Annotated in this window: 21 protein-coding genes and 2 pseudogenes; 7 read left to right on the forward strand and 16 right to left on the reverse strand. The window is 71.7% G+C overall.

Going from position 1 to position 20,717, the window contains the following annotated elements:
• Positions 1-21: 21 nt before the first annotated feature.
• The 6 genes from ACZ4N4_RS44385 to ACZ4N4_RS44410 all read right to left on the reverse strand — a co-directional run bounded on the left by ACZ4N4_RS44385 (position 22) and on the right by ACZ4N4_RS44410 (position 5,244).
• The gene (locus ACZ4N4_RS44385) at positions 22-393 is read right to left on the reverse strand and encodes a VOC family protein (RefSeq protein ID WP_467600029.1); all 372 of its coding nucleotides are present in this window, start codon (positions 391-393) and stop codon (positions 22-24) included.
• Positions 390-1,160 carry a fumarylacetoacetate hydrolase family protein gene (locus ACZ4N4_RS44390; protein ID WP_467600032.1) on the reverse strand — a complete coding sequence of 257 codons (771 nt, stop codon included), beginning with the start codon at positions 1,158-1,160 and terminating at the stop codon, positions 390-392. Before ACZ4N4_RS44390 ends, ACZ4N4_RS44385 begins: the two co-directional genes overlap by 4 nt.
• Positions 1,157-2,605, reverse strand: coding sequence for an NAD-dependent succinate-semialdehyde dehydrogenase (locus ACZ4N4_RS44395; protein ID WP_467600035.1), 1,449 nt, complete (start codon positions 2,603-2,605; stop codon positions 1,157-1,159). Before ACZ4N4_RS44395 ends, ACZ4N4_RS44390 begins: the two co-directional genes overlap by 4 nt.
• Positions 2,606-2,625: 20 nt before the next feature.
• Entirely contained in the window at positions 2,626-3,546 is a 921-nt protein-coding gene (locus tag ACZ4N4_RS44400) for a VOC family protein (protein WP_467600038.1), read from the reverse strand.
• 103 nt (positions 3,547-3,649) lie between these two features.
• Positions 3,650-4,561: a LysR family transcriptional regulator gene (locus ACZ4N4_RS44405; protein WP_467600041.1), complete on the reverse strand. Its 912-nt coding sequence runs from the start codon at positions 4,559-4,561 to the stop codon at positions 3,650-3,652.
• Between the two features lie 131 nt (positions 4,562-4,692).
• On the reverse strand, positions 4,693-5,244 hold the full coding sequence (locus ACZ4N4_RS44410; protein ID WP_467600097.1) for a carboxymuconolactone decarboxylase family protein: 552 nt from the start codon (positions 5,242-5,244) through the stop codon (positions 4,693-4,695).
• Between the two features lie 213 nt (positions 5,245-5,457).
• Here ACZ4N4_RS44410 and ACZ4N4_RS44415 point away from each other — a divergent pair, with 213 nt between their 5' ends.
• The 3 genes from ACZ4N4_RS44415 to ACZ4N4_RS44425 all read left to right on the forward strand — a co-directional run bounded on the left by ACZ4N4_RS44415 (position 5,458) and on the right by ACZ4N4_RS44425 (position 7,363).
• Entirely contained in the window at positions 5,458-5,862 is a 405-nt protein-coding gene (locus ACZ4N4_RS44415; RefSeq protein WP_453580423.1) for a cupin domain-containing protein, read from the forward strand.
• Positions 5,863-5,990: 128 nt separating this feature from the next.
• Positions 5,991-6,401 (forward strand): SH3 domain-containing protein, encoded by a 411-nt coding sequence (locus ACZ4N4_RS44420; protein WP_467600044.1) that lies wholly within the window; start codon positions 5,991-5,993, stop codon positions 6,399-6,401.
• 194 nt (positions 6,402-6,595) lie between these two features.
• Complete coding sequence (locus ACZ4N4_RS44425; protein WP_467600046.1) at positions 6,596-7,363, forward strand: XRE family transcriptional regulator; 768 nt, start codon at positions 6,596-6,598, stop codon at positions 7,361-7,363.
• A gap of 56 nt (positions 7,364-7,419) precedes the next feature.
• On the opposite strand, the gene ACZ4N4_RS44430 is transcribed toward ACZ4N4_RS44425, so the two are convergent.
• The 7 genes from ACZ4N4_RS44430 to ACZ4N4_RS44460 form a co-directional block, all read right to left on the reverse strand.
• Complete coding sequence (locus tag ACZ4N4_RS44430) at positions 7,420-8,745, reverse strand: MFS transporter (RefSeq protein WP_467600049.1); 1,326 nt, start codon at positions 8,743-8,745, stop codon at positions 7,420-7,422.
• A 256-nt stretch (positions 8,746-9,001) separates the two neighbouring features.
• A complete protein-coding gene (locus ACZ4N4_RS44435) occupies positions 9,002-9,952 on the reverse strand; it encodes a catechol 2,3-dioxygenase (protein WP_467600052.1) in 951 nt (316 codons plus the stop codon).
• On the reverse strand, positions 9,933-11,051 hold the full coding sequence (locus tag ACZ4N4_RS44440) for a 4-oxalomesaconate tautomerase (RefSeq protein ID WP_467600055.1): 1,119 nt from the start codon (positions 11,049-11,051) through the stop codon (positions 9,933-9,935). Before ACZ4N4_RS44440 ends, ACZ4N4_RS44435 begins: the two co-directional genes overlap by 20 nt.
• A complete protein-coding gene (locus ACZ4N4_RS44445; protein ID WP_467600058.1) occupies positions 11,048-11,770 on the reverse strand; it encodes a 4-carboxy-4-hydroxy-2-oxoadipate aldolase/oxaloacetate decarboxylase in 723 nt (240 codons plus the stop codon). The genes ACZ4N4_RS44440 and ACZ4N4_RS44445 overlap by 4 nt, the downstream gene beginning before the upstream one ends.
• Positions 11,767-12,519, reverse strand: coding sequence for a PIG-L deacetylase family protein (locus tag ACZ4N4_RS44450; RefSeq protein WP_453580405.1), 753 nt, complete (start codon positions 12,517-12,519; stop codon positions 11,767-11,769). The genes ACZ4N4_RS44445 and ACZ4N4_RS44450 overlap by 4 nt, the downstream gene beginning before the upstream one ends.
• 51 nt (positions 12,520-12,570) lie before the next feature.
• Positions 12,571-13,221, reverse strand: a complete 651-nt coding sequence (locus ACZ4N4_RS44455) for a GntR family transcriptional regulator (protein ID WP_450768350.1) — start codon at positions 13,219-13,221, stop codon at positions 12,571-12,573.
• A 106-nt stretch (positions 13,222-13,327) separates the two neighbouring features.
• Positions 13,328-14,185: a LysR family transcriptional regulator gene (locus tag ACZ4N4_RS44460; protein WP_467600061.1), complete on the reverse strand. Its 858-nt coding sequence runs from the start codon at positions 14,183-14,185 to the stop codon at positions 13,328-13,330.
• Between the two features lie 140 nt (positions 14,186-14,325).
• Here ACZ4N4_RS44460 and ACZ4N4_RS44465 point away from each other — a divergent pair, with 140 nt between their 5' ends.
• Complete coding sequence (locus ACZ4N4_RS44465; protein WP_467600101.1) at positions 14,326-15,132, forward strand: EamA family transporter; 807 nt, start codon at positions 14,326-14,328, stop codon at positions 15,130-15,132.
• A 19-nt stretch (positions 15,133-15,151) separates the two neighbouring features.
• Here the strand turns inward: ACZ4N4_RS44465 and ACZ4N4_RS44470 are convergent.
• Both ACZ4N4_RS44470 and ACZ4N4_RS44475 read right to left on the reverse strand, forming a co-directional pair.
• A pseudogene (locus tag ACZ4N4_RS44470) lies at positions 15,152-15,388 on the reverse strand (cytochrome P450); the annotation flags it as partial.
• Positions 15,370-15,543: pseudogene (locus ACZ4N4_RS44475) on the reverse strand (winged helix-turn-helix domain-containing protein); the annotation flags it as partial. The pseudogenes ACZ4N4_RS44470 and ACZ4N4_RS44475, both read right to left, overlap by 19 nt.
• Before the next feature lie 431 nt (positions 15,544-15,974).
• Between ACZ4N4_RS44475 and ACZ4N4_RS44480 the strand changes: the two are divergent.
• A complete protein-coding gene (locus tag ACZ4N4_RS44480) occupies positions 15,975-17,015 on the forward strand; it encodes a zinc-dependent alcohol dehydrogenase (RefSeq protein ID WP_467600064.1) in 1,041 nt (346 codons plus the stop codon).
• On the opposite strand, the gene ACZ4N4_RS44485 is transcribed toward ACZ4N4_RS44480, so the two are convergent.
• The gene (locus tag ACZ4N4_RS44485; RefSeq protein ID WP_467600067.1) at positions 16,999-17,655 is read right to left on the reverse strand and encodes a TetR/AcrR family transcriptional regulator; all 657 of its coding nucleotides are present in this window, start codon (positions 17,653-17,655) and stop codon (positions 16,999-17,001) included. The genes ACZ4N4_RS44480 and ACZ4N4_RS44485 overlap by 17 nt on opposite strands.
• Before the next feature lie 319 nt (positions 17,656-17,974).
• Here ACZ4N4_RS44485 and ACZ4N4_RS44490 point away from each other — a divergent pair, with 319 nt between their 5' ends.
• Together ACZ4N4_RS44490 and ACZ4N4_RS44495 are read left to right on the forward strand one after the other, a co-directional pair.
• A complete protein-coding gene (locus tag ACZ4N4_RS44490; RefSeq protein WP_467600070.1) occupies positions 17,975-19,447 on the forward strand; it encodes an MFS transporter in 1,473 nt (490 codons plus the stop codon).
• A gap of 288 nt (positions 19,448-19,735) precedes the next feature.
• Complete coding sequence (locus tag ACZ4N4_RS44495) at positions 19,736-20,695, forward strand: ATP-dependent DNA ligase (RefSeq protein ID WP_467600104.1); 960 nt, start codon at positions 19,736-19,738, stop codon at positions 20,693-20,695.
• The last annotated feature ends 22 nt before the right edge of the window (positions 20,696-20,717 follow it).

Genomic DNA, 20,717 nt, shown 5'->3' on the forward strand with positions numbered 1-20,717 from the left:
TGGACTCCCGTACTTGCGCGTCTAGTGGGGACGGCGGCCGTGGTGGACCAGCTCGATCATGGTGTGGTCGGGGTCGTGGATGTAGCAGAACTTGGACTGGTTCTCGGGGCGTTCGATCGGCCGGGTGTGCCGGATGCCCAGCTCCTTGAGATGGGCGAGGAAGTCGTCCCAGTCGTCGACCTCGACGGCGAAGTGGTAGGGCGCCATGCGCTCCATCTCTTCGACAGGCGTGAAGTGCAGGTCGAAGTTGCCCCGGGTCATGAGGACGACCCGTGTGTTGGACTTGGGCATGATGCGCTTCATCCCGAAGACCTTGGTGTACCAGGCGGCGGTCCGGTCGGGGTCGGTGGTGGGGAAGTTGACGTGGTGGATGTAACGGGGTTCCGCGCTCATGAGTGGTTCCCTTCCAGGTGTACGGGGTTGGACAGCACGCCGACGCCGCTGATCTCGACGTCCACGGTGTCGCCGGGCTCGATCTGGCAGGTGGACTCGGCGCCCATCCACAGCACGTCCCCGGGGTGCAGGGTGATGTGCCGGGTGATCTCGACGATGTGGTCGTAGGGGTCGAAGACCATGTCCCCGGTCGGGAACGCGGCACGGATCTCGCCGTTGACGCGCAGTGTGGTGGTCTGGGCGAGGGCGTCGACGTCGGTCTCGATCCATGGGCCCATGGGCTTGAACGTGTCGCTGTTCTTGCTGCGCCAGAAGGTGCGGTCCTGGTGCTGCCAGGTGCGGGCGCTGACGTCGTTGCCGATGGTCCAGCCGAAGACCGCCTTCCGGGCGTCGTCGTAGGTCGCGTACCGGACCGTGCGGCCGATGACGGCGACCAGTTCCGGCTCGGCCTCGAACCGTCCGGTCACCCCAGCGGGTTTGACGATCGGCGAACGGTGGCCGGTGAGAGCGTTGTTGGCCCGGTAGCCGACCTCGGGGCGGTCGGGTGTCGTGGCGCCGGCGTGCTCGATGTGCCGTGGGTAGTTGTGGCCGACGGCGTAGAACACGCCGGGTACGACGGGCGGCAGCCAGACCGCCTCGGCGGACGCGACGGTGCCGAGGACATCGGGGTCGGCCGCCAGCGGCGAGCCGGAGAGGAGCTCGACGTCCGGCTCCCCCACCCGGCCCCACACCGCCCGGCCGTCGACGGACACGCGTGCGTACCTCATGGCGTCAGCAGGTGGGAGACGCGCTTGGTGACCAGGTAGGCGTCCAGCGCCTCCGGCCCGCCCTCCCGGCCGTACCCGCTGTCCTTGACCCCGCCGGAGGGTGCCTCGTGCACCGAGCCGCCGCAGTGGTTGAGGGAGAGGATGCCGGCCTCGAACCCGTCGGACAGCTTCTCGGCGGTGGCGGCCGACCTGGTGAAGCCGTAGGCGGCCAGGCCGTACGGCAGGGAGTTGGCGGTGGCCAGGGCGTCGTCGAGGTCGACGAAGGGCACGATCGGCGCGAGGGGCCCGAACGGCTCCTCGGACAGCAGGTCCGCGTCCGCCGGTACGTCGGTGAGGACGGTCGGGGCGAAGAAGTAGCCGGGGCGGTCCAGGCGTTCGCCACCGGTGAGTACCGTCGCCCCCTTGCGTACCGCGTCCGCGGTCAGCCGCTCGACCGACCGCAGCCGGCGCTCGTTGGCGAGCGGGCCCATGGTGGTGCCCTGGGCCAGGCCGTCGCCGACGACGACCGCCTCGGCGGCCTTCACGAACTCGGCGGTGAAGTCCTCGACCAGGGACTCGTGGACGAGGAAGCGGCTGGGCGAGGTGCACACCTGACCCGCGTTGAAGAACTTGGCCTGGGCGGCGCGCCGGGCGGCCTGACCGGGGTCGGCGTCGGCGCAGACGATCACCGGGGCGTGGCCGCCGAGTTCCATCAGGGTGGGTTTCATGACCTTGCCGGTCTCGGCTGCCAGGAGCTTGCCGACGGGCACCGAACCGGTGAAGGCGATCATCCGGGTGACCGGGGAGGCGATGAGGTGCGCCGAGACCTCGGCGGGCTCACCGAAGACGAGGCCCAGCACTCCGGCGGGCAGGCCCGCGTCCGCATAGCACTCCACCAGCGCGGCGGCCGTCGCCGGGGTCTCCTCGGAGGCCTTGATGATGAGTGAACAGCCTGCCGAGAGCGCCGAGGAGATCTTGCGGTTGGGGCCGCCGACCGGGAAGTTCCAGGGGACGAAGGCGGCGACGGGGCCGATCGGTTCGCGGCGGACGGTGAGGACCGTGCCGGGCGCGGAGGGGATGATACGGCCGTAGGCGCGGCGGGCGTCCTCGGTGTGCCAGCGCAGGGTGGAGGCGGTGCGCCTGGCCTCGCCGGTGGACTCGGCGAGGGTCTTGCCCTGCTCCAGGGTCATCACCCTCCCGATCTCGGCGGCGCGTTCGGCGATGAGGTCGGCGGCCCGTTCGAGGATCGCGGAGCGGCGGGCGACGGAGGTCGCGCGCCACACCCTGAAGCCCTCGGCGGCGGCTTCGAGCGCCCGGTCGAGGTCGGCGGTGGTCGCGAGGGGGACCTCGCCGATCGGCTCCTCGGTGGCGGGGTTGACGACGGGGGCGGTCCGTCCGGTGGAGCCCTGGCACCACTCGCCCGCTATGTACATGCGGACGGCGGGATAGCCGTGGTCGGTGGTCATGAAGGTGTGCCCTCTCAGGGTCAGGACGCGGTGGGGGCTTCCTGGTCGCGGTTGGTACGCAGGGCCCAGATGTGGTGCGGCGGGGTCGTCTCGTGGACCCGGGTGCCGTACTTCTCGTCGGCCCGGTCCATGTCGGCCGCGTATTCGACGCGGCCGCCGCACGGGGCGTGCAGGAAGCGGAAGACGTTGGAGCCGATGGTGTGCCGGCCGAGCCTGCGGGCCTCCCGCCAGCCCTGCTCGATCATGTGGTTGCCGCCCTCGATCACGTCGTCGAAGCCGGGCACCTCGTAGGCGATGTGGTTGATCCCCGCCTTGTCGGGCCGGTGGGACAGCAGCATGGTGTGCTGGTCGTCGTCGCCGGGCGCCTGCATGAACACGCCCATGGGTTCGACCACGTCGGTCGGGTGGAAGCCGAGCCGGTCGACGTAGAAGCCGACGGCCTGCTCGCGGCCCTGCTTCGGGATGTTCAGGGCGACATGGCACATGCGCAGCGGGCGGACCCGGGTGATCGGCTCCAGGGCGGTGTTCCAGCGGTTGACCGTGCCGAGCGTGTTGGCGGCGCGGGGCGTGACGGGCGCCGACCGGGGGCGGGCCAGGGTCAGGCCGACGCCGAACCCGGTCTCGTCGACGGTGTGGTGGACGCCGTCGGCGCCCTCCCGGATCTCGCGGTCCCGGCCCGCCGCCGCCACCAGCCGCTCCAGTTCGGCGAGCGTGTCGACGCCCCAGACGACCTCGCGCAGGGTGGGCGCGTCCTCGACCGGGGCCGGCAGCAGCGGCCCGGGCAGGGTGTCGAGATGCAGGGTCTGTCCGGTACGGGTCTCGAACACGGCGTGCTCGTCGGTCCGTTCCACCGGGAACAGACCGAAGTCGTCGAAGAACCGCACGCAGGTGTCGAGGTCGTCGATACCGTATGTGACCGATTCGATTCTCTGGATTCCCATGGATTCCTCGTTTCCAGGTCGCCTCGCGAGCGTAGATATCGGCCGGCGAGGGCCTCAATGGCCTGAGCTCTACGGAATGCGCAAGCGTTTCTTGCGGCCCCGGCTACGACCGGATCGTGGGAATCGGGTTCTGCGAGAACCACTCGGCGAGGAATTCCAGGAACACACTGATCTTGCGCGGGGTGTCCCGCCCGGGACCGTAGATCGCGTACAGCGGGCGGTCGGGTACGGCGAGGTCGGGCAGCAGCACCTGGAGGGCGCCGGAGACCAGGTCGTCGTAGGCCGGACGCTGGGGCAGCAGGGCGATGCCGCGGCCGTGCACCGCCGCCTTCTGCAGGGCGATGTAGGAGTTGGACGAGAACGCGATGTTGCGGATCTTGTGCAGGGTGCTGGCGTGCCCGTGGCCGATCCGCCAGACCGGGTCGTTGAGGTGGACCAGGCAGTCGTGGGCGGCGAGGTCGTTCGGGTGGGCGAGCGTGCCGCACCGCTCGACGTACTCCTCTGAGGCGCACAGCACGAACGGCAGCGAGGCGATTTTCTTCAACCGGACACTGGAGTCCCTCAGGTCCCGGGTGTGGAAGGCGACGTCGAATCCGCTGTCCAGGAAATCGTAGGTGCGGTCGGACATCCCGCCGAGTTCGAACCGCACCTGGATCTTGGGATGGGCGGCCGAGAACGCGGCGATGGCGTCCCCGAGGTCGAGGCTGCCTATCCACTTGGGACAGATGACGCTGAGAGTGCCCTCGGGCCGGTCGTGGAGCTGGGCGATGCCGGCGTCCTCGGCCTCGATCTCGTCGAGGATGCGCGCGGCGAACTCGGCGTACCGCTGGCCCGGTTCGGTCAGGCTCACGGAGCGGGCGGTGCGGTTGACCAGGCGGACACCGATCTGCCGCTCCAGTTCCGCCACGTGCCGGGAGACCAGGGAGCCGGAGGAGCCGAGTTTCTTGGCGGCTCCGCTGAAACTGCCGACCTGGGCGACGGTGACGAAGCTGTGCATCAGGAGCAGGCGATCCATTTTTTCCTCCGAACGCGCGTGCGGCTCGCGCCGGTCACCCACACAAATCGAATGTCGGCAATCCTGTCAACGGTTCTCCGCTTAAAAGATCGGCCGCGTTTCTCATGGTCAGGCCCTGGATGGGGCCCGGGTCAGGCTCCGTCCGGGGTGATCCGGCGGTAGCCGCGGACGTCGGGGAACGGCGGCTCCTCATCGGCCTGGAGGTCGACCTGGAAGGTGTTGAGGCACATGCCGAGCATGGTGAAGTTGCCGAGCGCGCCGACGGTGTCGACCAGCCCCTTGGAGCCGAAGTGCGCCAGCGCGCGGGCGAAGGTCCCGTCGGTGACGAAGTGCTCCTCCAGGATCTCCCGGCAGAACTGGTAGAAGGCCTGGTCGGCCTCGTCGTCGAAGACCGCCGGGCGGTTCTCGGCGATGGCCTTGACGGCGCCCTCCGGGATGCCGGCCTCGATCGCCTGGTGGACATGGGCGTTCCAGGAGTACTGGGCGTCCCAGTTGCGGGCGGCCATCAGCAGGGTCAGTTCGCGCAGGTGTTTGGGCAGGCTGCAGTCGAACCGGGCGAACGCGCCGAGCGATTCGGCGCGTTCGCACATCTCGGGGCTGTGCAGCCAGACCCGGAACGGGCCGCGGACGGCGCCGCGGCGGCCCGCGATCCGGGCGGCCAGCTCCTGCTGCCGCGGGTCCATGTCTTCTTCGCCGAGTACGGGGAGCCTCATGGGGGCCGGTACCTGCTTTCTCTCGCCGGCGGCCGTCGGATGCCAGGTGACGCTACAGCCGGATCCGGCCGGCTCACCCCTCCCGGAGCGCAAGGTAAAACTGCACGCCAGGGGGCGCCCGATCGCGCGGACGCGGCCTAACGTCGGTCGGCGTATCGCATCGCAGTGGAGAGGAATCCCCGGATGACCACGATCATCAAGGCCGCGTCCGTGCCCCTGCTCGACCGGGGCGGCTCGGTCGTGACGACACCGCTGATCACCACGCCGTCGGCGGGCGGGGAGAACCTGGTCACGAGCGGGATGAGTGTCTATCCGGTGGGTTCCGGGGCGCCGTTGCACTCGCACAACTGCGACGAGCACGTGACCGTCCTGGAGGGCGAGGCGGAGGTGTGGGTGGACGGCGAGGTGACCCGGCTGGAGCGGTTCGACACCACCTACGTCCCGTCCCCCGTCCCCCACCTGTTCCGCAACGTCGGCGACACCCCGCTGCGGATCCTGTGGGTGTATTCGTCGGGGTATGTCACCCGGACCTTCACGGAGACGGGAAAGACGGTCGAGCACCTCTCCGCCGACGACCAGATGGGCTGAGTCCCGTCCCCGGGGACGTCCCAGGCGTCCCGCGGCACGCGGGGACGACATGACGGCCCTCGGCCATGGCAATCCTCCGAATCGTGATCACGCTTCGTGGTCACGAGCACGACAGCACGGAGGTTTCCATGTCCCGTCGGATCCTGAAGAGCGGCCTGCTGGCCACGGTCGCGGTGTTCGCGTTCCTGCCCACGGCCGGGGCCGCCACCGCGAGCGCCGCCACTCCGATCCCCGCACCGCAGGGAATCATCCAGTACTACAACTACACCACCCTGCCCGCCCCGGCGGCCCACCGTCACACCTGGTACCGCACGACCGGCCGGGTGACCACGCGCCACGTCCGGCTGAACGTCCGCTCCGGCCCGAGCACCCGCTACCGCGTGGTCGGCCACCGTCACAGCAACCGGCTGGTCCCGGTGGCCTGCAAGACGTACGGCGGTTCGGTGCGCGGCAACCACACCTGGTACCGGCTCCCGCACCGCAAGGGGTACGTCTCCGGCCGCTACGTCCGGGTAGGCCACGCCGTTCCGTGGTGCTGACGGGTCCGTCCCGCCGCACTCCCTGACCGCCGAAGGCCTGTTCGGGAACCTCGTTCCCGAACAGGCCTTCGACATGCACCCCCTGATTGACCGACTTCACACCTGTTCGCCGATTGCGGCCCCGGTATCCATGGGAAGCCATCCCGACAACAGGGGCGAAACGCCCATAGCGTAATGAAGTCGAGGCACGCGACATGCGGCACTCCGAAGGAGCGACCACCACCCCACCCGACGAGTCGCCGGCGGCGAGCCTGCGCGAACTGAAGGAGCGCACGGGACTGAGCCTGGCGGCGCTGGCCGCCCGCACCCCGTACAGCAAGTCCGCCTGGCACCGCTATCTCACCGGCGCCAAACGGCCGCCGCGTCCGGCCGTGGAGGCCCTGGCCCGGCTCGCGGGCGTCGACCCCGCGGCCGTACTGGCGCTGTGCGAGGCCGCCGAGGAGCAGCCGGCCGCCACTCCCGCACCGGCGACGCCGCGAGCGCGGCGGTGGTGGCGGCTGCCGCTGACCGCGCTCGCGCTGCTCGCCGTGGCCGGGGTGACGGCGGCGGCCGTGAGCGTGTCCGACCGGCGCGCCGCCCAGGGCGCGCAACCGGTGTCGGGGGCGCCGCGCTGCCACGGGCGGTCCTGCCAGGGCGAGTTGCCGGACGCCTCGGCGTGCGCCCGGGACGCGCAGACCAAGAGCAGGGTCACCGGCACCGCGTACGACGTCCGGCTGCGCTACTCCCCCGCCTGCGGCACGGCCTGGTCCGAGGTGCGGATGCACGCCCCGCACGCCCGGGAGGTCTCGGTCCGGACCGGGCAGGACGTGCTCTCCGCGAGCTATCCCGCGGAGGACTCCGTCGGCTACACCAGCCCGATGCTCGCGGTGCCGACGCCCCGTGGGGTGGAGGCGTGCGCGGACGTCGGGGGGAGGCTGGCGTGCACCGGCCTCGAGGCCGAACCCGGCGACCTGGAGGAGTGAGAGGTGGCGCCGCGCCCGTGGCGGGAGCGCGGCGCCGGACCGGCCGAACACACCGGTCAGTGTGCGGCGACCAGTTCCTCCTGGTCGTTGCTGCGCTGCGGCTGCTTGGCCGAGCGCAGGGCCGCGATGCCGATGAACACCATCGAGGAGACGCCGGCCAGCGCGAAGGCGGTGAAGCCCCAGTCGCCGTTGCCCGCAGCGAGCAGCTGGCCGCCGAGCCAGGGGCCGAAGACGGCACCGAAGCGGCCCATCCCCGAGGTCCAGCCGACGGCGGTGGCCCGGTTGGCCGGGGTGGAGCGGATGGAGACGGTCGCGTAGATCATCGTCTGGGCGCTGTTGAGGAAGACCCCGGTGAGGAAGACGACCACCATGGTCACGCCGGTGGCCATGTGGATGCTGAGCAGGTAGACGCCGACGGCGGTCAGGGCGAACCAGACGGCGGAGATGCGCGGGGCGCCGAACCGGTCGGCGGCACGGCCGGCGGCCAGCATGCCCACGATGCCGCCGAGGTTGAAGACGACGACGAAGGTCAGGGCGCTGCCGAGCTCGTAGCCCTCGCCACGCATCAGGGTGGGCAGCCAGGTGGCGACGCCGTACACCAGCAGCAGGCCGCCGAAGGAGGCCAGCCAGTACAGCAGGGTCTGGATCCACTCGCCGCCGCGGAACAGGCCGAGCAGCGCGTCCCAGCGGTCGGCGGCGGTCTTCCTGCCGGCGGCGGCGGGCAGTTCGACCTCGTAGCGGTCGGCCAGCGCGCGGGCCTCCTCGCCGCGGCCCTTGGCGACCAGGAAGCTCAGCGACTCCGGCAGGAGCTTCAGCAGCACGGGCACGAAGAGCAGCGGGAGCACGCAGACCCAGAAGGCGGCGCGCCAGCCGACCGGCTCGACCAGCCACTTGGCGACGTAGGCGGAGAGGATGCCGCCGGCGTGGTGGGCGGTCATCAGCATGCCGATGGTGATCGCCACCCGGCCGCCCCTGGCGTAGTCCGAGACCATGCTGATCGCGGTCGGCAACAGCCCGCCGAGGCCGACGCCGGCCAGGGTGCGGCCGAGGCCGAATACCGCGACGCTGCCCGAGACCGCGCAGATGCCGGAGGCGAGCGAGAACAGCGTGACGCAGCCGGTCATCAGCTGCTTGCGGCCGATCCGGTCCGCGACGGTGCCCGCGGTCAGGGCGCCCACCAGCATGCCGAAGGTGGCGTACGAACCGAGGTCGCCGGCCTGGTCCGCGGTGAGGCCGAAGGTCCTGGTCTCCAGCAGGTGGGGCAGCACCGAGCCGTAGATGAACATGTCGAGGCCGTCGAAGAGCACGGCCAGCCAGCACAGACCGACGACCAGCAGGGCCAGTCTGCTGCCGCGAGCGGACAGGGCGGGGGAGGAGGACATCTTTGTTTTCCTCTCGTCCAGGAGGCGTTCCCTGGAGGGGAAGCGGGGAGGGGGTCGACGCGGCTCGTGCGGCTGACCCGTGGTGCGTAGACGCTAGGATCGGGACCGGAGGATGTCAACGTTTTTGTCAACAATCTCAGCAACGATCCAGGCACCGGCCCGGCCACCCAGGGGGAAGGGGCAAACCCCCAGGTGGCAAAGGGGGGTGGGCGACGCACGGCAGCGCGTCACCCACCCCCCTGAGGACCGGAACGGGTCAGTCGACCGGCGGTGTCCCATGGGTGTGGAAGGACTCGATCGTCTTCAGGCCCCAGGCCTGACCCTTGGCGCGTTCGGCCTCGGTCCAGGTGATCAGCGGCCAGTCGGGCGCCAGTACCAGCCTGGTGAGCGGGTTGCAGAGCTCGATGCGGTTGCCGCCCGGCTCGTAGACGTACAGGAAGAACGTCTGCTGGATGGCGTGCTTGTGCGGGCCGGTCTCGATGAACACCCCGGTGTCGATGGCGAGATCGGCCGCCCGCAGCACGTCCTCGCGGGTGTCGGTGGCGAAGGCGATGTGGTGCAGCCGCCCGGTCGCGCCCGTCCAGTCCGAGGTGTACACGACGTCGTACGACTTGTTCGTGAAGGTCAGCCAGCGGGCCGCGACCTTCCCGGTGTCGAGCCGGATCTGCTCGGTCGGCCGGGCCCCCAGCACCTGTTCCTGGAACTCGGCGTTGGCGAGCACGTCGGCGGCCAGGAAGTTGATGTGGTCCAGGCGGCGTACCCCGACGCCCCGGTTGGGCTTGGCCTGCGGCTGGTTCTTCAGCGCGGGCCTGAGCCCGTCGGGGGCCTGGTAGTGCTCGCTCTCCCAGTAGAGGGCGTGCTCGTGGCCGTCCGGGTCGGTGGTGACGTAGAGCTTGCCGAGGCCGGGTTCGTCCTCGGCCCACTGGCCGGTGCCGCCCGCCTCCTCGACCGCCCGGACACGGCGGTCGAGGGCCTCCTCGCTGGAGGTGCGCAGGGCGATCCGGCCGAGGCCGGGCCGGTCGCGGGCGGTGAGGACCAGGCTGTGGTGCTCGTAGTCGTCGAAGGTGCGCAGGTAGACCGTGTCGCCGTCCCGGCCGTTGACGGTCAGGCCGAGGTAGTCGGTGAAGAAGGCGACGCTGGCGTCCAGGTCCGGGGTGAACAGCTGGGCGTGGCCGATATGGGCGATGTCACCGAGGGGCGGAGCCATCGTTGCCTCCTTGGGGCTGTGCGGGGATGGCGGCGGCGCGGGGGAAGACCGTGCCGTCGAAGATCTTGCGGGCGGTGCGGACGACCGCGGTGCGGCGGGCGGCCGGCGGGGAGCCGTCGGATCCGGGGTCGACGTTGGTGTCGATCTCCAGGAATCCGGTGGGGTGTTCGATGCGGATCCGGTCGCCGTGTGCCGGGAGCCGGGCGATCCCCTCCCCCGCGCCGCCGGGCAGCCTGAGGCCCGCGGCCACGCTCGCGGCGCCGAGGACGCCGATCGAGGTGTGGCAGCGGACCGGGATGAAGGTCCGGGTGGTGACCGCGCCGCCGTCGCGGGGCGGGGCGAGCAGGCTGAGCTTGGGCACGGTGGCGGTCTCCACGTCCCCGAGGCCCATCAACTTGCCGGCCGCCAGCCGGATTTCGTGCAGGCGGTCGGCCAGCGCCAGGTCCTCCTCGAGGTCCTTGGGCGTCTCGTACCCGGTGAGCCTGAGGTCGCGCGCGGCGATGAGCACGGTCGGCATGCCGTTGTCGACGCAGGTGACCGCCGTACCGGCGACGGTGTCGCGGACGTTCCCGGTGGGCAGCAGCGGGCTCTGCCCGGCCGGGAACTCGATCACCACCGGGGCGGCCGTGCCGGGCACGCCGGAGATCTCGGCGTCCCCGGTGTAGTCGACGCGGCCGCCGGGTGTGGGGAAGCCGGCGATGGCCAGCTCCCCCGTGTTGAGCATGCGGATCCGTACGGAGGTCGCACCGTCACCGGGGGTCACGAGCCCCCGCTCCACGGCGAACGGGCCGACTCCGGCGAGGATGTTGCCGCAGTTCTGACGGTCGGTCACTTCCGGCCGGTCGACGGCGACCTGGAGGAAGAGGTAGTCGACGTCCGCCTCGGGGTCGGCGGACGGCGCGACCACCGCGACCTTGCTGGTGAGGGGGTGCGCCCCGCCCAGGCCGTCGATCTGGCGCGGGTCGGGGCTGCCCATCACCCGCAGGAGCAGGTCGTCGCGGGCCGCGGGGTCGCCGGGCAGGTCCTCGGCCAGGAAGTAGGCGCCCTTGGAGGTGCCGCCGCGCATCAGCATGCAGCGCACCTCCGCGGGCCCGCTCACGGGGCGGACTCCTCGTGCTCCTCGCGCCCCTTGTACTCCTCGTACGTCCGGTACTCGACGCCGAGCCGCTTCAGGGTGTCCCGCAGTCCGTAGCGGTCCAGGCCGAGCTGGCCCTCGACGAACGCGGCGCGGGTCGCGGCCTCCTTGGCCTCGCGCGCCTCGGACCTCTCGGCCGTCTCGCGGACCCGCTCCCGGGGTACGACCACGACCCCGTCGTCGTCGGCGAGGATCACGTCACCCGGGTTGATCACCTGGCCGTCGATCGCGATCGGCACGTTGACCGAGCCACCGGTCGCCTTGACGGTGCCCTGCGAGGAGACCGCCCGGGACCAGGCGGCGAAGCCCATGTCCCGCAGCTCCTGGGTGTCGCGGATCCCGGTGTTCAGGACGACCCCGCGCACGCCGCGCTGCCGCAGCGCGGTCGCGAACAACTCGCCGAACAGCCCGTCCGTGCAGGGCGAGGTGGTGGTGACGACCAGGATGTCGCCCGCGCCGCACTGCTCGACGGCCGCGTGGATCATGAGGTTGTCGCCGGGCCAGCTGAGCACGGTGACGGCCGTGCCCGCGACCCGCACGCCCTGCTGGACGGGCCGGATCCCCGGACCCAGCAGACCGGTCCGGCCCATCGCCTCGCTGACCGTGGCGACACCGAAACCGGCGAGGGCGTCCACGTCCTTCAGCTCCGCCTTCGGCGGGTCGGTGACGATCACGCCGCTCATGCCAGCTCCTTCGCGATCTGCGGGAACGGCCGCATGAAGGCCTCCGCCATGGTGTGGTGCGCCAGGCCCAGGTTGGGGCCGGCGTTCCGCCTCAGCTGGACGCCCCGGCGGACGGCGAGGTCGGTGTAGTAGGCCCAGAGGTGCTGCTGGGCGCCGAGGCACTCCATCGCCTTGCGCTTGGTGTCCCAGACCTCGGTGATGTCGAGGAGCAGTTCGGGCCTGAAGCCGCTCATCTCGGGCTGGTGCGGCTCGAAGTAGAAGACCGGCGGGGCGCCGATGATGTCGCCCTCGCCCGGGTACCCGATGGCCTGGGCCAGGATGCGCGCCTCCAGGGCCATCCGGTTGGCGGCCGGGTGGTCGCCGTTGTAGGGGTCCTCGACGGGGTGGGTGAGCACGACGTCGGGCTGGGTCTCGCGGTAGACGGCCACCAACTGGTCGGTCAGCTCGGCGGAGGCGACCAGCGGGTAGTCGCCGGCGTCGAAGAAGCGGACCTCGGCGCCGAGAGCGGCGGCGGCCTTCTCCGCCTCCTCCCGGCGTATCGCCTTGATCTCCTCGAGGTTCTTGCCCTCGCGCCACGCCTTGGCGGACTCACCGCGCTCGCCGAAGGTCAGACACGCGATGGTGACCCTCTCGCCCCGGGACGCGGCCAGGGCGATGGCTCCGCCCGCCCGCCACACGAAGTCCCCGGCGTGCGCGGTGACGACCAGGGTGGATCGCGGTGGGGTGGAAGGCGCGTTGGCGTGCGTCATTGCAGAAAACTCCTTGGTGGACAGGTGTGCGCCCACCCAGCCCCGGGCGTCTCAGTCGCTCAGTGCGTCGATCACGCTCGTGAGGTGGGCGCGGACGGCCGCCTCGGCCGCCTGCGGGTCCCTGGCCCTGATCGCCTCGATCATCGCCAGATGCTCGTTCAGGGATTGCTGCGGACGCCCCGGGCGCAGCGCCAACTGGAAGCGGTGCCGCACCAGTTGGGCGTTGAGCCGCTCCAGCAGCGCCACGGCGGTCTGCTGGCCGGAGATCTCCCGGATCCTGTCGTGCAGCGCGTGGTTCAGCTCGGAGTAGGTGACCGGTTCGCCGTCCGCGACGGCCTTGGTCATGGCCGTCCCGAGGTCGGCGAGTTCGGCGAGGTGCTCGTCGCCGGCCGCGACGGCCGCCTTCGCCGCGCACAGTCCCTCCAGGACCATGCGGCACTCCGTGATCGCGACCGCTTCCTCCACGGTCACCACCCGCACCCGCGAACCGCGGTTGCGGATCCGCTCGACCAGTCCCTGGGCCTCCAGATCGATCAGTGCCGCACGGATGCTGGCCCGCGTCACACCGAACTCCTCGGCGAGTTCGTTCTCCACCAGCCGCTGGGCCGGGGCCATCTCGCCGTGCAGGATCGCCTGCCGCAACAGCGCGAGCGCATGCTGCTTGGCCTGCTCTCCGGTGCTCGGACGGGCTTCTTTCGGCATCGTTTGCCCTCCCTGAGTGAGTGCCTGTCGAACGTAAATCTAGCCAAACAAGATTGTCAACAATTTTGTCTGCCGTATTGCCGGGCGAATCGGAGGCCCCGTGCGCTCAGCCGGTGCGATACAGCTCGCTGAGCAGTTCCAGAACGGCCTGGCGCGCCGGGTGCGGATCGTCCCGCCACCAGGCCAGCCGGACGGCGACCGGTTCGGCGTCCCGCACCGGCCGGTAGACGATGCCGGGCCGCGGATACTGGTGGGCGGTCGACTCCGGGGTCACGCCGACACCTCGCCCGGCGGCGATCTCGGTGAGCCAGTCGTCGACGGAATGCGTCTCCTCGACGGCCGGGCGGGACTCAACCGGCCACAGCTCAGCAGTGGTGGTGCCGGTGCGCCGGTCGGTCAGGACGGTCCGGCCGGTGAGTTCGGCGAGCCGCACGGACCGGCGCCGGGCCAGCGGGTCGTCGGCCGCCAGCGCGCACAGCCGCCGTTCCAGCCCCACGATCGCCGTGTCGAACCGCCGGTCCGCGAGCGGCCGCCGTACGACCGCCAGGTCGCAGGCTCCTTCACCGAGTCCGGCGGAGGCCGTGTTCACCCGCACGAGATGCAGGTCGGTCCCGGGGTGCGCGGCGGTCCAGCTCCGCTGGAAGGACACGGTGTGCCGGCCCACCGCCGACCATGCGTAGCCGATCCGCAGCCGGGTGTGCCCCGAGCCGGCCTCCTGCACCAGGTCGGCGACGTCCGCCAGCACCCGGCGGGCCCGCCCCACCACCCGCAGCCCGGCCGCCGTCGGCGTCACCTCGCGCGAGGTGCGCCGCAACAGCCTTACGCCCAGGGCCCGTTCGAGCCCCGCGAGGGTGCGGGACACCGCGGCCTGGGACACCCCCAGGGCGATCGCCGCGTCGGTGAAGGTGCCCTCGTCCACGATGGCGACCAGACAGCGCAGCTGTCGCAGCTCGACGTCATCCATACGCCAAGCGTATAGATCCCGGAGCGCATGCATTTTGCGCAACACTCGGTGGAGCGGAACCTGCTGTCATGCGACGAGGCTTGATACGCCCGGCCCCTTCGACCACGGCCCCCGCCGCCGAGCCGGGACGCCTGGCCGGCCTGGCGACCATGTTCGGCAGCGGCCTGTCCAACCAGACCGGCGCGGCGATCGGCGCCCTGGCCTTCCCGGTCCTCGGCCCGCTCGGTGTGGTGGCGGTACGGCAGTACGTGGCCGCACTCGTCCTGGTGGCCGTCGGCCGCCCCCGGCTGCGCGCCTTCACCTGGCGGCAGTGGTGGCCGGTGCTGCTGCTGGCGGCGGTCTTCGGCACCATGAACCTGACCCTGTACACCGCGATCGACCGGATCGGCCTGGGTCTGGCGGTCACCCTGGAGTTCCTGGGCCCGCTCACCATCGCCCTGGCCGCGTCCCGCCGCCGGGTGGACGTGGGGTGCGCGGCGCTGGCGGCGGCCGGGGTGGTGGTGCTGATGCGCCCCCAGCCGTCGACGGACTACCTGGGGATGGGCCTCGGCCTGATCGCCGCGAGCTGCTGGGCGTCGTACATCCTGCCGAACGGGGTGGTGGGGCGGCGGATACCGGGAGCACAGGGGTCGGCGGCGGCCGCATCCGTATCGGCACTGACGTTCCTGCCGATCGGAGTCGTGGTGGCGCTACGGCACCCGCCGACAGCCGGGGCCGTCCTGTGCGCGGTAGCAGCGGGTGTCCTGTCGTCGGCGGTGCCGTATCTCGCCGACCTTCTGACCCTGCGCCAAGTCCCGGCCCGGACGTTCGGCCTGTTCATGAGCGTCAACCCGGTCCTGGCAGCGGTGGTCGGCTGGGCGGTACTGGGGCAGAGCCTGGGGGTGCCGGAGTGGGCGGGGACAGGAGCGGTGGTGGTGGCCAACGCGGTGAGTCTGACGCCCCGATAGGGGCGCGGGGCCGTATCAGGGCCAGCGGCTGGCCCAGGCACTGGTGGACGCCGAAGCCGAAGGCGACATGACGGCGGGCGTCGCGGCTCAGGTCGAGCCGGTCCGGGTCGGGGAAGGCCTGGGGATCGCGGTTGGCGATGTCACTGGCCATGATCACGCCTTCGCCTGCCCTGATCACCTGTCCGGCGACCTGGATGTCCGCGAGGACCGCACGGCGCCGGCCGCTGTGCACGATGCTCAGGTAGCGCAGCAGTTCGCGCCCGGGTTCACCTTGCGCCGGAGCCGGGAGACCAGTTGCTCGATGGCGTTGTCGCCCCGGAAGTCGCCCCAGACGTACCGGCCGATCTGCTCCTTGGACAGCACCTTGCGGGCGTTGACGAGCAGGTGGCGCAGCAGCCGGTACTCGGCGGGCATGCGGTAGCCGGCCAGCTCCAGGGTGGTGGTGAGGAGATCGGCGGTGTCCTGGTCGCCGACGGCGACCAGGAGCCGTTGCCCACTGCCGCGGGCCGGCGGTCGGGGTGCCGGAAGGCTGTCGTACATGGGCTGACCCATTCGTTCGATGCTCGGCCAATTCGCTTGCTTGACTCAAGTAAGCCACATGTGCTTGCCTAACTCAAGTAACCGGGGCGCCACTGAGCGGCGGCCGCCCCGAAGGTCTGCGCCGGCGGACAGGCCCTGGCGCCGGACCCGTGGGGACGGGGACCGGCGCCGCCCTCGGGCTGGGACACCGGCCCACTCCCCCCGGCCCGACACCCGGCCCGAGGGCACCTCCCCGGTCGCACCACAGCCGGGCGAAGCCGGACGCCCGCCCGCCTCAGCCCCCAGAAAGCGAGAGTCACCCCATGGCCACGATGAAGTCCGTACAGACCGGCGGCGTCGGCAGGATCGAGGTCGGGGACGTCGAACGTCCCGTACCGGGCCCCAAGGACGTGCTGCTGAAGATCCGCGCGGGTGGCATCTGCGGCACCGACGTCACCTTCCTGCACATGGGCGGCATGCCCTCCCGTGCCCACCTGGGCGGCGACCTGGTCCCGATCGCCCTGGGCCACGAGCCGGCCGGCGAGATCGTCGAGGCAGGCGCCGAGGTCACGGGGCTGAAGGTGGGCGACCGGGTGGTCGTGAACCCGCAGGACGCGCCCACCGGGATCATCGGCTGCGGCGGCCGGTACGGCTCGCTGAGCGAGTATCTGCTGATCGAGAACGCCGAGGCCGGCCGGAGTGTCGCGGTTTTCCCGGACACCGTGCCCTTCGAGGTCGCCTCCCTCAACGAGCCGATGGCCGTCTCCCGGCACGCGGTCAACCGCTCCGCCGCCGGACCCGACGACAAGGTGGTCGTGTTCGGCGCCGGACCGATCGGGCTGGGCGCGGCGATCTGGCTGAAGCTGCGGGGCGTCAGGCACGTGGTCGTCGCCGACGTCATCCCGGCCCGGCTGGAGAAGGCGCTGGCCGTGGGCGCCGACGCGGTCGTCAACTCGGCAGAGGAGGACGTCACCGCACGGCTGACCGAGCTGCACGGGCAGAGCGCCAACGCGCTGGGCCAGCCCCGCCCGGGCACCGACGTCTTCATCGACGCGGCCGGTGCGCCCGCCGTCTTCAACACCGTGGTGGCCAACGCCAAGTGGCACGCCAGGCTGGTCATGGTCGCCGTGCAGAAGAGGGGCGAGATCGATCTCGGCGGCATGCTGCGCAGCGAGCTGACCCTGGTCGCCTCGCAGGGCTACCCGACCGAGATCTTCGAGGTCACCCCCGAACTGGTCGAGCACCACGAGCGGTTCGCGAAGCTGATCAGCCACCGCGTCCCGTTCACCGAGGTCCGGCACGCCTTCGAGCTGGCGCTCACGCCGGGCGCCGCGGAGAAGGTCGTCGTCACCTTCGATGCGTAGCGGTGACGGGCGCCAGCCACAGCCCGAGGAGCGCGTCGGTGAGCCCGGTGGCCGCGTCGCTCCAGGTGGCGCGGGGGGTGTCGGTGCCCTCGGCGAGGGCGCGCTCGCGTTCGGCGCAGGTGTGCAGGATCAGCGTCCGCGCCATCTGGCCGCGTTCGGCGCGGACTTCGGGGGGCAGTTCCGGCAGACACCGGCTGAGCCCGGCGACGGCTTCGCGCAGCGAGGGCGAGGCGAGGGACTCCTCGACCATGATCTCGTAGAGGGCCGGGTCGGTCGCCACCTGGGCGCAGAAGCGGGCGTACCAGGTGGGGCTGCCCAGGCTCGCGAGGTGTTCGGTGACCGGCCGGACCAGGCAGTCCACCCGGTCGCGGACGTCGTCGGAGTCACCGGCCGCCGCCAGCAGGCGGACCCGGATCTGCTCGATCCGGTCGAAGTGCCGGGCCGCGATCGCCCGGACCAGGTCGGCCTTGGTGCCGAAGTGGTAGCCGACGGCGGCGTTGTTGCCCTGGCCGGCGGCCTCGCTGACCTGACGGTTGGACACGGCGTACACGCCCTGTTCGGCGAAGAGCCGTTCCGCCGTGCTCAGGATGGCCTCCCGTGTCGCGCCGGCCTGCTCCGCCCGCGCCGCCCTGCCCGCCATGCCCACCACCGCTCGGGGACCGCGCACCGCCCGGTGCGGCCGGTCCCGCGAGCCGTACCGGGGCCTCGCCCGGGGCGGCGAGGTCCAGCCGGGAAAGCGTACGCGGCAGCGGCGCGCGGCGCCCGCCGCCCTTGCCAGTAAGGTAAGTCAAGCGACTGACTTAAAGTACGCCGTGTCGCCCCGTGTCGCCTTGCGCCGCTCCCTGTTCCGCCATCTCCCTGTTCCGCCATCTCCCTGTTCTGCCATCTCCCTGTTCTGCCATCTCCCTGTTCTGCCATCTCCTCTTCCGCCATGTTTCCGCCTATGGAGGCCCTCTCCCATGTCCGAAGCCCCTGCCCGGTCCGCCGGGTCCGCGAGACCGGCACGCCCCAATCCGAACGCGGTGGTGGCGGTGCTGGCCCTGGCCGGTATCACCGTCTCGCTGATGCAGACCCTCGTGATCCCGATCGTCCCGGAGCTGCCGAAGTACCTCGACGCCTCCGCGTCCAACGCGGCCTGGGCGGTGACCGCGACCCTGCTGGCCGCCGCCGTGGCCACCCCGGTGGCCGGCCGTATCGGTGACATGTTCGGCAAGCGGCTGATGCTGCTGATCAGCCTGGTGCTGCTGGTCTCGGGCTCGGTGGTGTGCGCGCTGAGCGACGAGCTGGTCCCGATGATCGTCGGCCGGACCCTCCAGGGTCTGGCGGCCGCCGTGGTCCCGCTGGGCATCAGCATCATGCGCGACGAGCTGCCGCCGGAGCGTCTCGCGGGATCGACGGCGCTGATGAGCGCGTCGCTGGGCGTCGGCGGCGCCCTGGGCCTGCCGTCCGCGGCCTTCATCGCTGACCACTTCGACTGGCATGTGCTGTTCTGGACCTCGGCCGCCCTCGGTGTCGTCGCGTTCGCGCTGGTCCTGTTCCTGGTGCCGGAGTCCAAGGTGCGCTCGGGCGGCCGATTCGACGCGGTCGGCGCCGTGGGCCTGGCGGTCGGCCTGGTCTCGCTGCTGCTCGCCGTCTCCAAGGGCGCCGACTGGGGCTGGGCCAGCGGCACCACGCTCGGCCTGTTCGCGCTCGCGGTCGTGGTCCTGGTCGCCTGGGGCTTCTTCGAACTGCGCACCACCCAGCCACTGGTCGACCTGCGCACCACGGTCCGCCGCCAGGTGCTCTTCACCAACCTCGCCTCGATCGCGTTCGGCTTCTCGATGTTCGCGATGTCCCTGGTGCTGCCGCAGCTGCTCCAGCTGCCGGCCCAGACCGGCTACGGCCTCGGCAGGTCGATGATGACCGTCGGTCTGGTGATGGCCCCGCAGGGTCTGGTCATGATGGCCTTCGCCCCGGTCTCCGCCGCCATCACCAAGGCCAGGGGCCCGAAGATCACGCTGATGACCGGCGCGGTGATCGTCGCCGCGGGCTACGGCCTGAACATCGTCCTGATGTCCGAGGTCTGGCACCTGATCCTGGTCTCCTGCATCATCGGCGCCGGTGTCGGCTTCGCCTACGGCGCGATGCCCGCGCTGATCATGGGCGCCGTCCCGGCGTCGGAGACGGCCGCCGCCAACAGCCTCAACACGCTGATGCGGTCCATCGGTACGTCGGTGGCCAGCGCCGTCGCCGGTGTGATCCTGGCGCAGCTGACCATCAGCCTCGGCGGCGCCACGCTGCCTTCCGAGAACGCGTTCAAGGTCGTCATGGCGGTCGGTGCGGGCGCGGCCGTGCTGGCCTTCGTCCTCGCCTCCTTCCTGCCCGGCCGCCGGCCTGTGGACGCGGAGCCCGGCTCGGCCCCGGCCGAGCCCGCGGCCGAGTCGGTGCACTGAGCGACCGGGCAGGGAGCGGGCCGTGCCTTCGGGGGCGGCCCGCTCCACGGGCCCCCATCCGGCGTACCCGCACAGCCCCTCACATCCACCGGGCGATGACCAGGCCGGACACCCGCGGCCGGGCCCAACTCATCGTGATGACCCACCAGACGGGTCGGTGCGGTTGCGGGCCCCCGGCGAGGGGCTCCTGACGGCTGTTCGGGGGAACCGGCGCCGCGGGACGCGTGCCGCTGCCGTACACGGTTCACATCTCCTGCCGTGACCACCGCCCTGCCGCTGATCCCGCCGATGCTCGCCACGCCCGGCAGGCTGCCGCCCGCCGCGCAGGACGCCCGGTGGGCGTACGAGACCAAGCAGGACGGCCAGCGCGCGGTCCTCTATCTGCCCGGTGACGGCGGTCTGCGGCTGCGCGCCCGGTCCGGTGAGGACATCACCGCCGCCTATCCCGAACTGCGCCCGCTGGGCGCGATGCTGGGAAGGGTTCCGGCGGTCCTGGACGGCGAGGTGCTGGCCCTCGACGAGCACGGGCGCGCCGACTTCCAGCTGCTGCAGAGCCGGATGGGTCTGGCCCACGCCCCGGCTCGGGCGGCGCGGATGGCGGCCCGGGTCCCGGTCCATCTGGTGCTGTTCGACGTGCTGCACCTGGAGGGCGGCCCGCTGCTGCGGGTGCCCTACGCGCAGCGGCGCACCCGGCTCGAGTCGCTGGGGCTCGACGGCCCCTACTGGTCGACGCCCGGGGCCGTCGTCGGACACGGCGCCGAGGCGCTGCGGGCCACCCGGGAGCACGGCCTCGAGGGTCTGGTCTGCAAGCGGCTGGACTCGCCGTACGAGCCGGGGGTGCGGTCCCGTGCCTGGATCAAGATCCGGAACATGCGCGCCGAGGACGTGATCGTCGGCGGCTGGCTGCCGGGCAAGGGGCGCCTGACCGGGCTGCCGGGCGCGGTACTGGTCGGCCAGCGGTCCGCCGACGGGCGGCTGCGGTACGTCGGCGGGGTGGGCACCGGCTGGAGCGAGGCGGAACGGACCGAACTGGCCGCGCTGCTGCGGGTCGCCGGCACCGACGCGTGCCCCTTCGACCCGGTCCCGCCGGTGCCGGGCGCGCACTGGGTGCTGCCCCGGCTGGTCGGCGAGGTCAACTACAGCACCCGCACCCGGGCCGGACTGCTGCGCCAGCCGTCCTGGCTGCGGCTGCGCCCGGACCTCACGCCGGAGGAGTCCGCGGCGGACCTGCCGGCCGGCGTCGACTGACCGTCGCCGGCGCTGATCCGGC

Source organism: Streptomyces sp. NPDC026538 (assembly GCF_055567535.1).

Coding starts and splice junctions, on each gene's coding strand:
- ACZ4N4_RS44385 (WP_467600029.1), bottom strand. CDS start 393: ATGAGCGCGGAACCCCGTTACATCCACCACGTCAACTTCCCCACCACC.
- ACZ4N4_RS44390 (WP_467600032.1), bottom strand. CDS start 1,160: ATGAGGTACGCACGCGTGTCCGTCGACGGCCGGGCGGTGTGGGGCCGG.
- ACZ4N4_RS44395 (WP_467600035.1), bottom strand. CDS start 2,605: ATGACCACCGACCACGGCTATCCCGCCGTCCGCATGTACATAGCGGGC.
- ACZ4N4_RS44400 (WP_467600038.1), bottom strand. CDS start 3,546: ATGGGAATCCAGAGAATCGAATCGGTCACATACGGTATCGACGACCTC.
- ACZ4N4_RS44405 (WP_467600041.1), bottom strand. CDS start 4,561: ATGGATCGCCTGCTCCTGATGCACAGCTTCGTCACCGTCGCCCAGGTC.
- ACZ4N4_RS44410 (WP_467600097.1), bottom strand. CDS start 5,244: ATGGACCCGCGGCAGCAGGAGCTGGCCGCCCGGATCGCGGGCCGCCGC.
- ACZ4N4_RS44415 (WP_453580423.1), top strand. CDS start 5,458: ATGACCACGATCATCAAGGCCGCGTCCGTGCCCCTGCTCGACCGGGGC.
- ACZ4N4_RS44420 (WP_467600044.1), top strand. CDS start 5,991: ATGTCCCGTCGGATCCTGAAGAGCGGCCTGCTGGCCACGGTCGCGGTG.
- ACZ4N4_RS44425 (WP_467600046.1), top strand. CDS start 6,596: ATGCGGCACTCCGAAGGAGCGACCACCACCCCACCCGACGAGTCGCCG.
- ACZ4N4_RS44430 (WP_467600049.1), bottom strand. CDS start 8,745: ATGTCCTCCTCCCCCGCCCTGTCCGCTCGCGGCAGCAGACTGGCCCTG.
- ACZ4N4_RS44435 (WP_467600052.1), bottom strand. CDS start 9,952: ATGGCTCCGCCCCTCGGTGACATCGCCCATATCGGCCACGCCCAGCTG.
- ACZ4N4_RS44445 (WP_467600058.1), bottom strand. CDS start 11,770: ATGAGCGGCGTGATCGTCACCGACCCGCCGAAGGCGGAGCTGAAGGAC.
- ACZ4N4_RS44450 (WP_453580405.1), bottom strand. CDS start 12,519: ATGACGCACGCCAACGCGCCTTCCACCCCACCGCGATCCACCCTGGTC.
- ACZ4N4_RS44455 (WP_450768350.1), bottom strand. CDS start 13,221: ATGCCGAAAGAAGCCCGTCCGAGCACCGGAGAGCAGGCCAAGCAGCAT.
- ACZ4N4_RS44460 (WP_467600061.1), bottom strand. CDS start 14,185: ATGGATGACGTCGAGCTGCGACAGCTGCGCTGTCTGGTCGCCATCGTG.
- ACZ4N4_RS44480 (WP_467600064.1), top strand. CDS start 15,975: ATGGCCACGATGAAGTCCGTACAGACCGGCGGCGTCGGCAGGATCGAG.
- ACZ4N4_RS44485 (WP_467600067.1), bottom strand. CDS start 17,655: ATGGCGGGCAGGGCGGCGCGGGCGGAGCAGGCCGGCGCGACACGGGAG.
- ACZ4N4_RS44490 (WP_467600070.1), top strand. CDS start 17,975: ATGTCCGAAGCCCCTGCCCGGTCCGCCGGGTCCGCGAGACCGGCACGC.
- ACZ4N4_RS44495 (WP_467600104.1), top strand. CDS start 19,736: ATGCTCGCCACGCCCGGCAGGCTGCCGCCCGCCGCGCAGGACGCCCGG.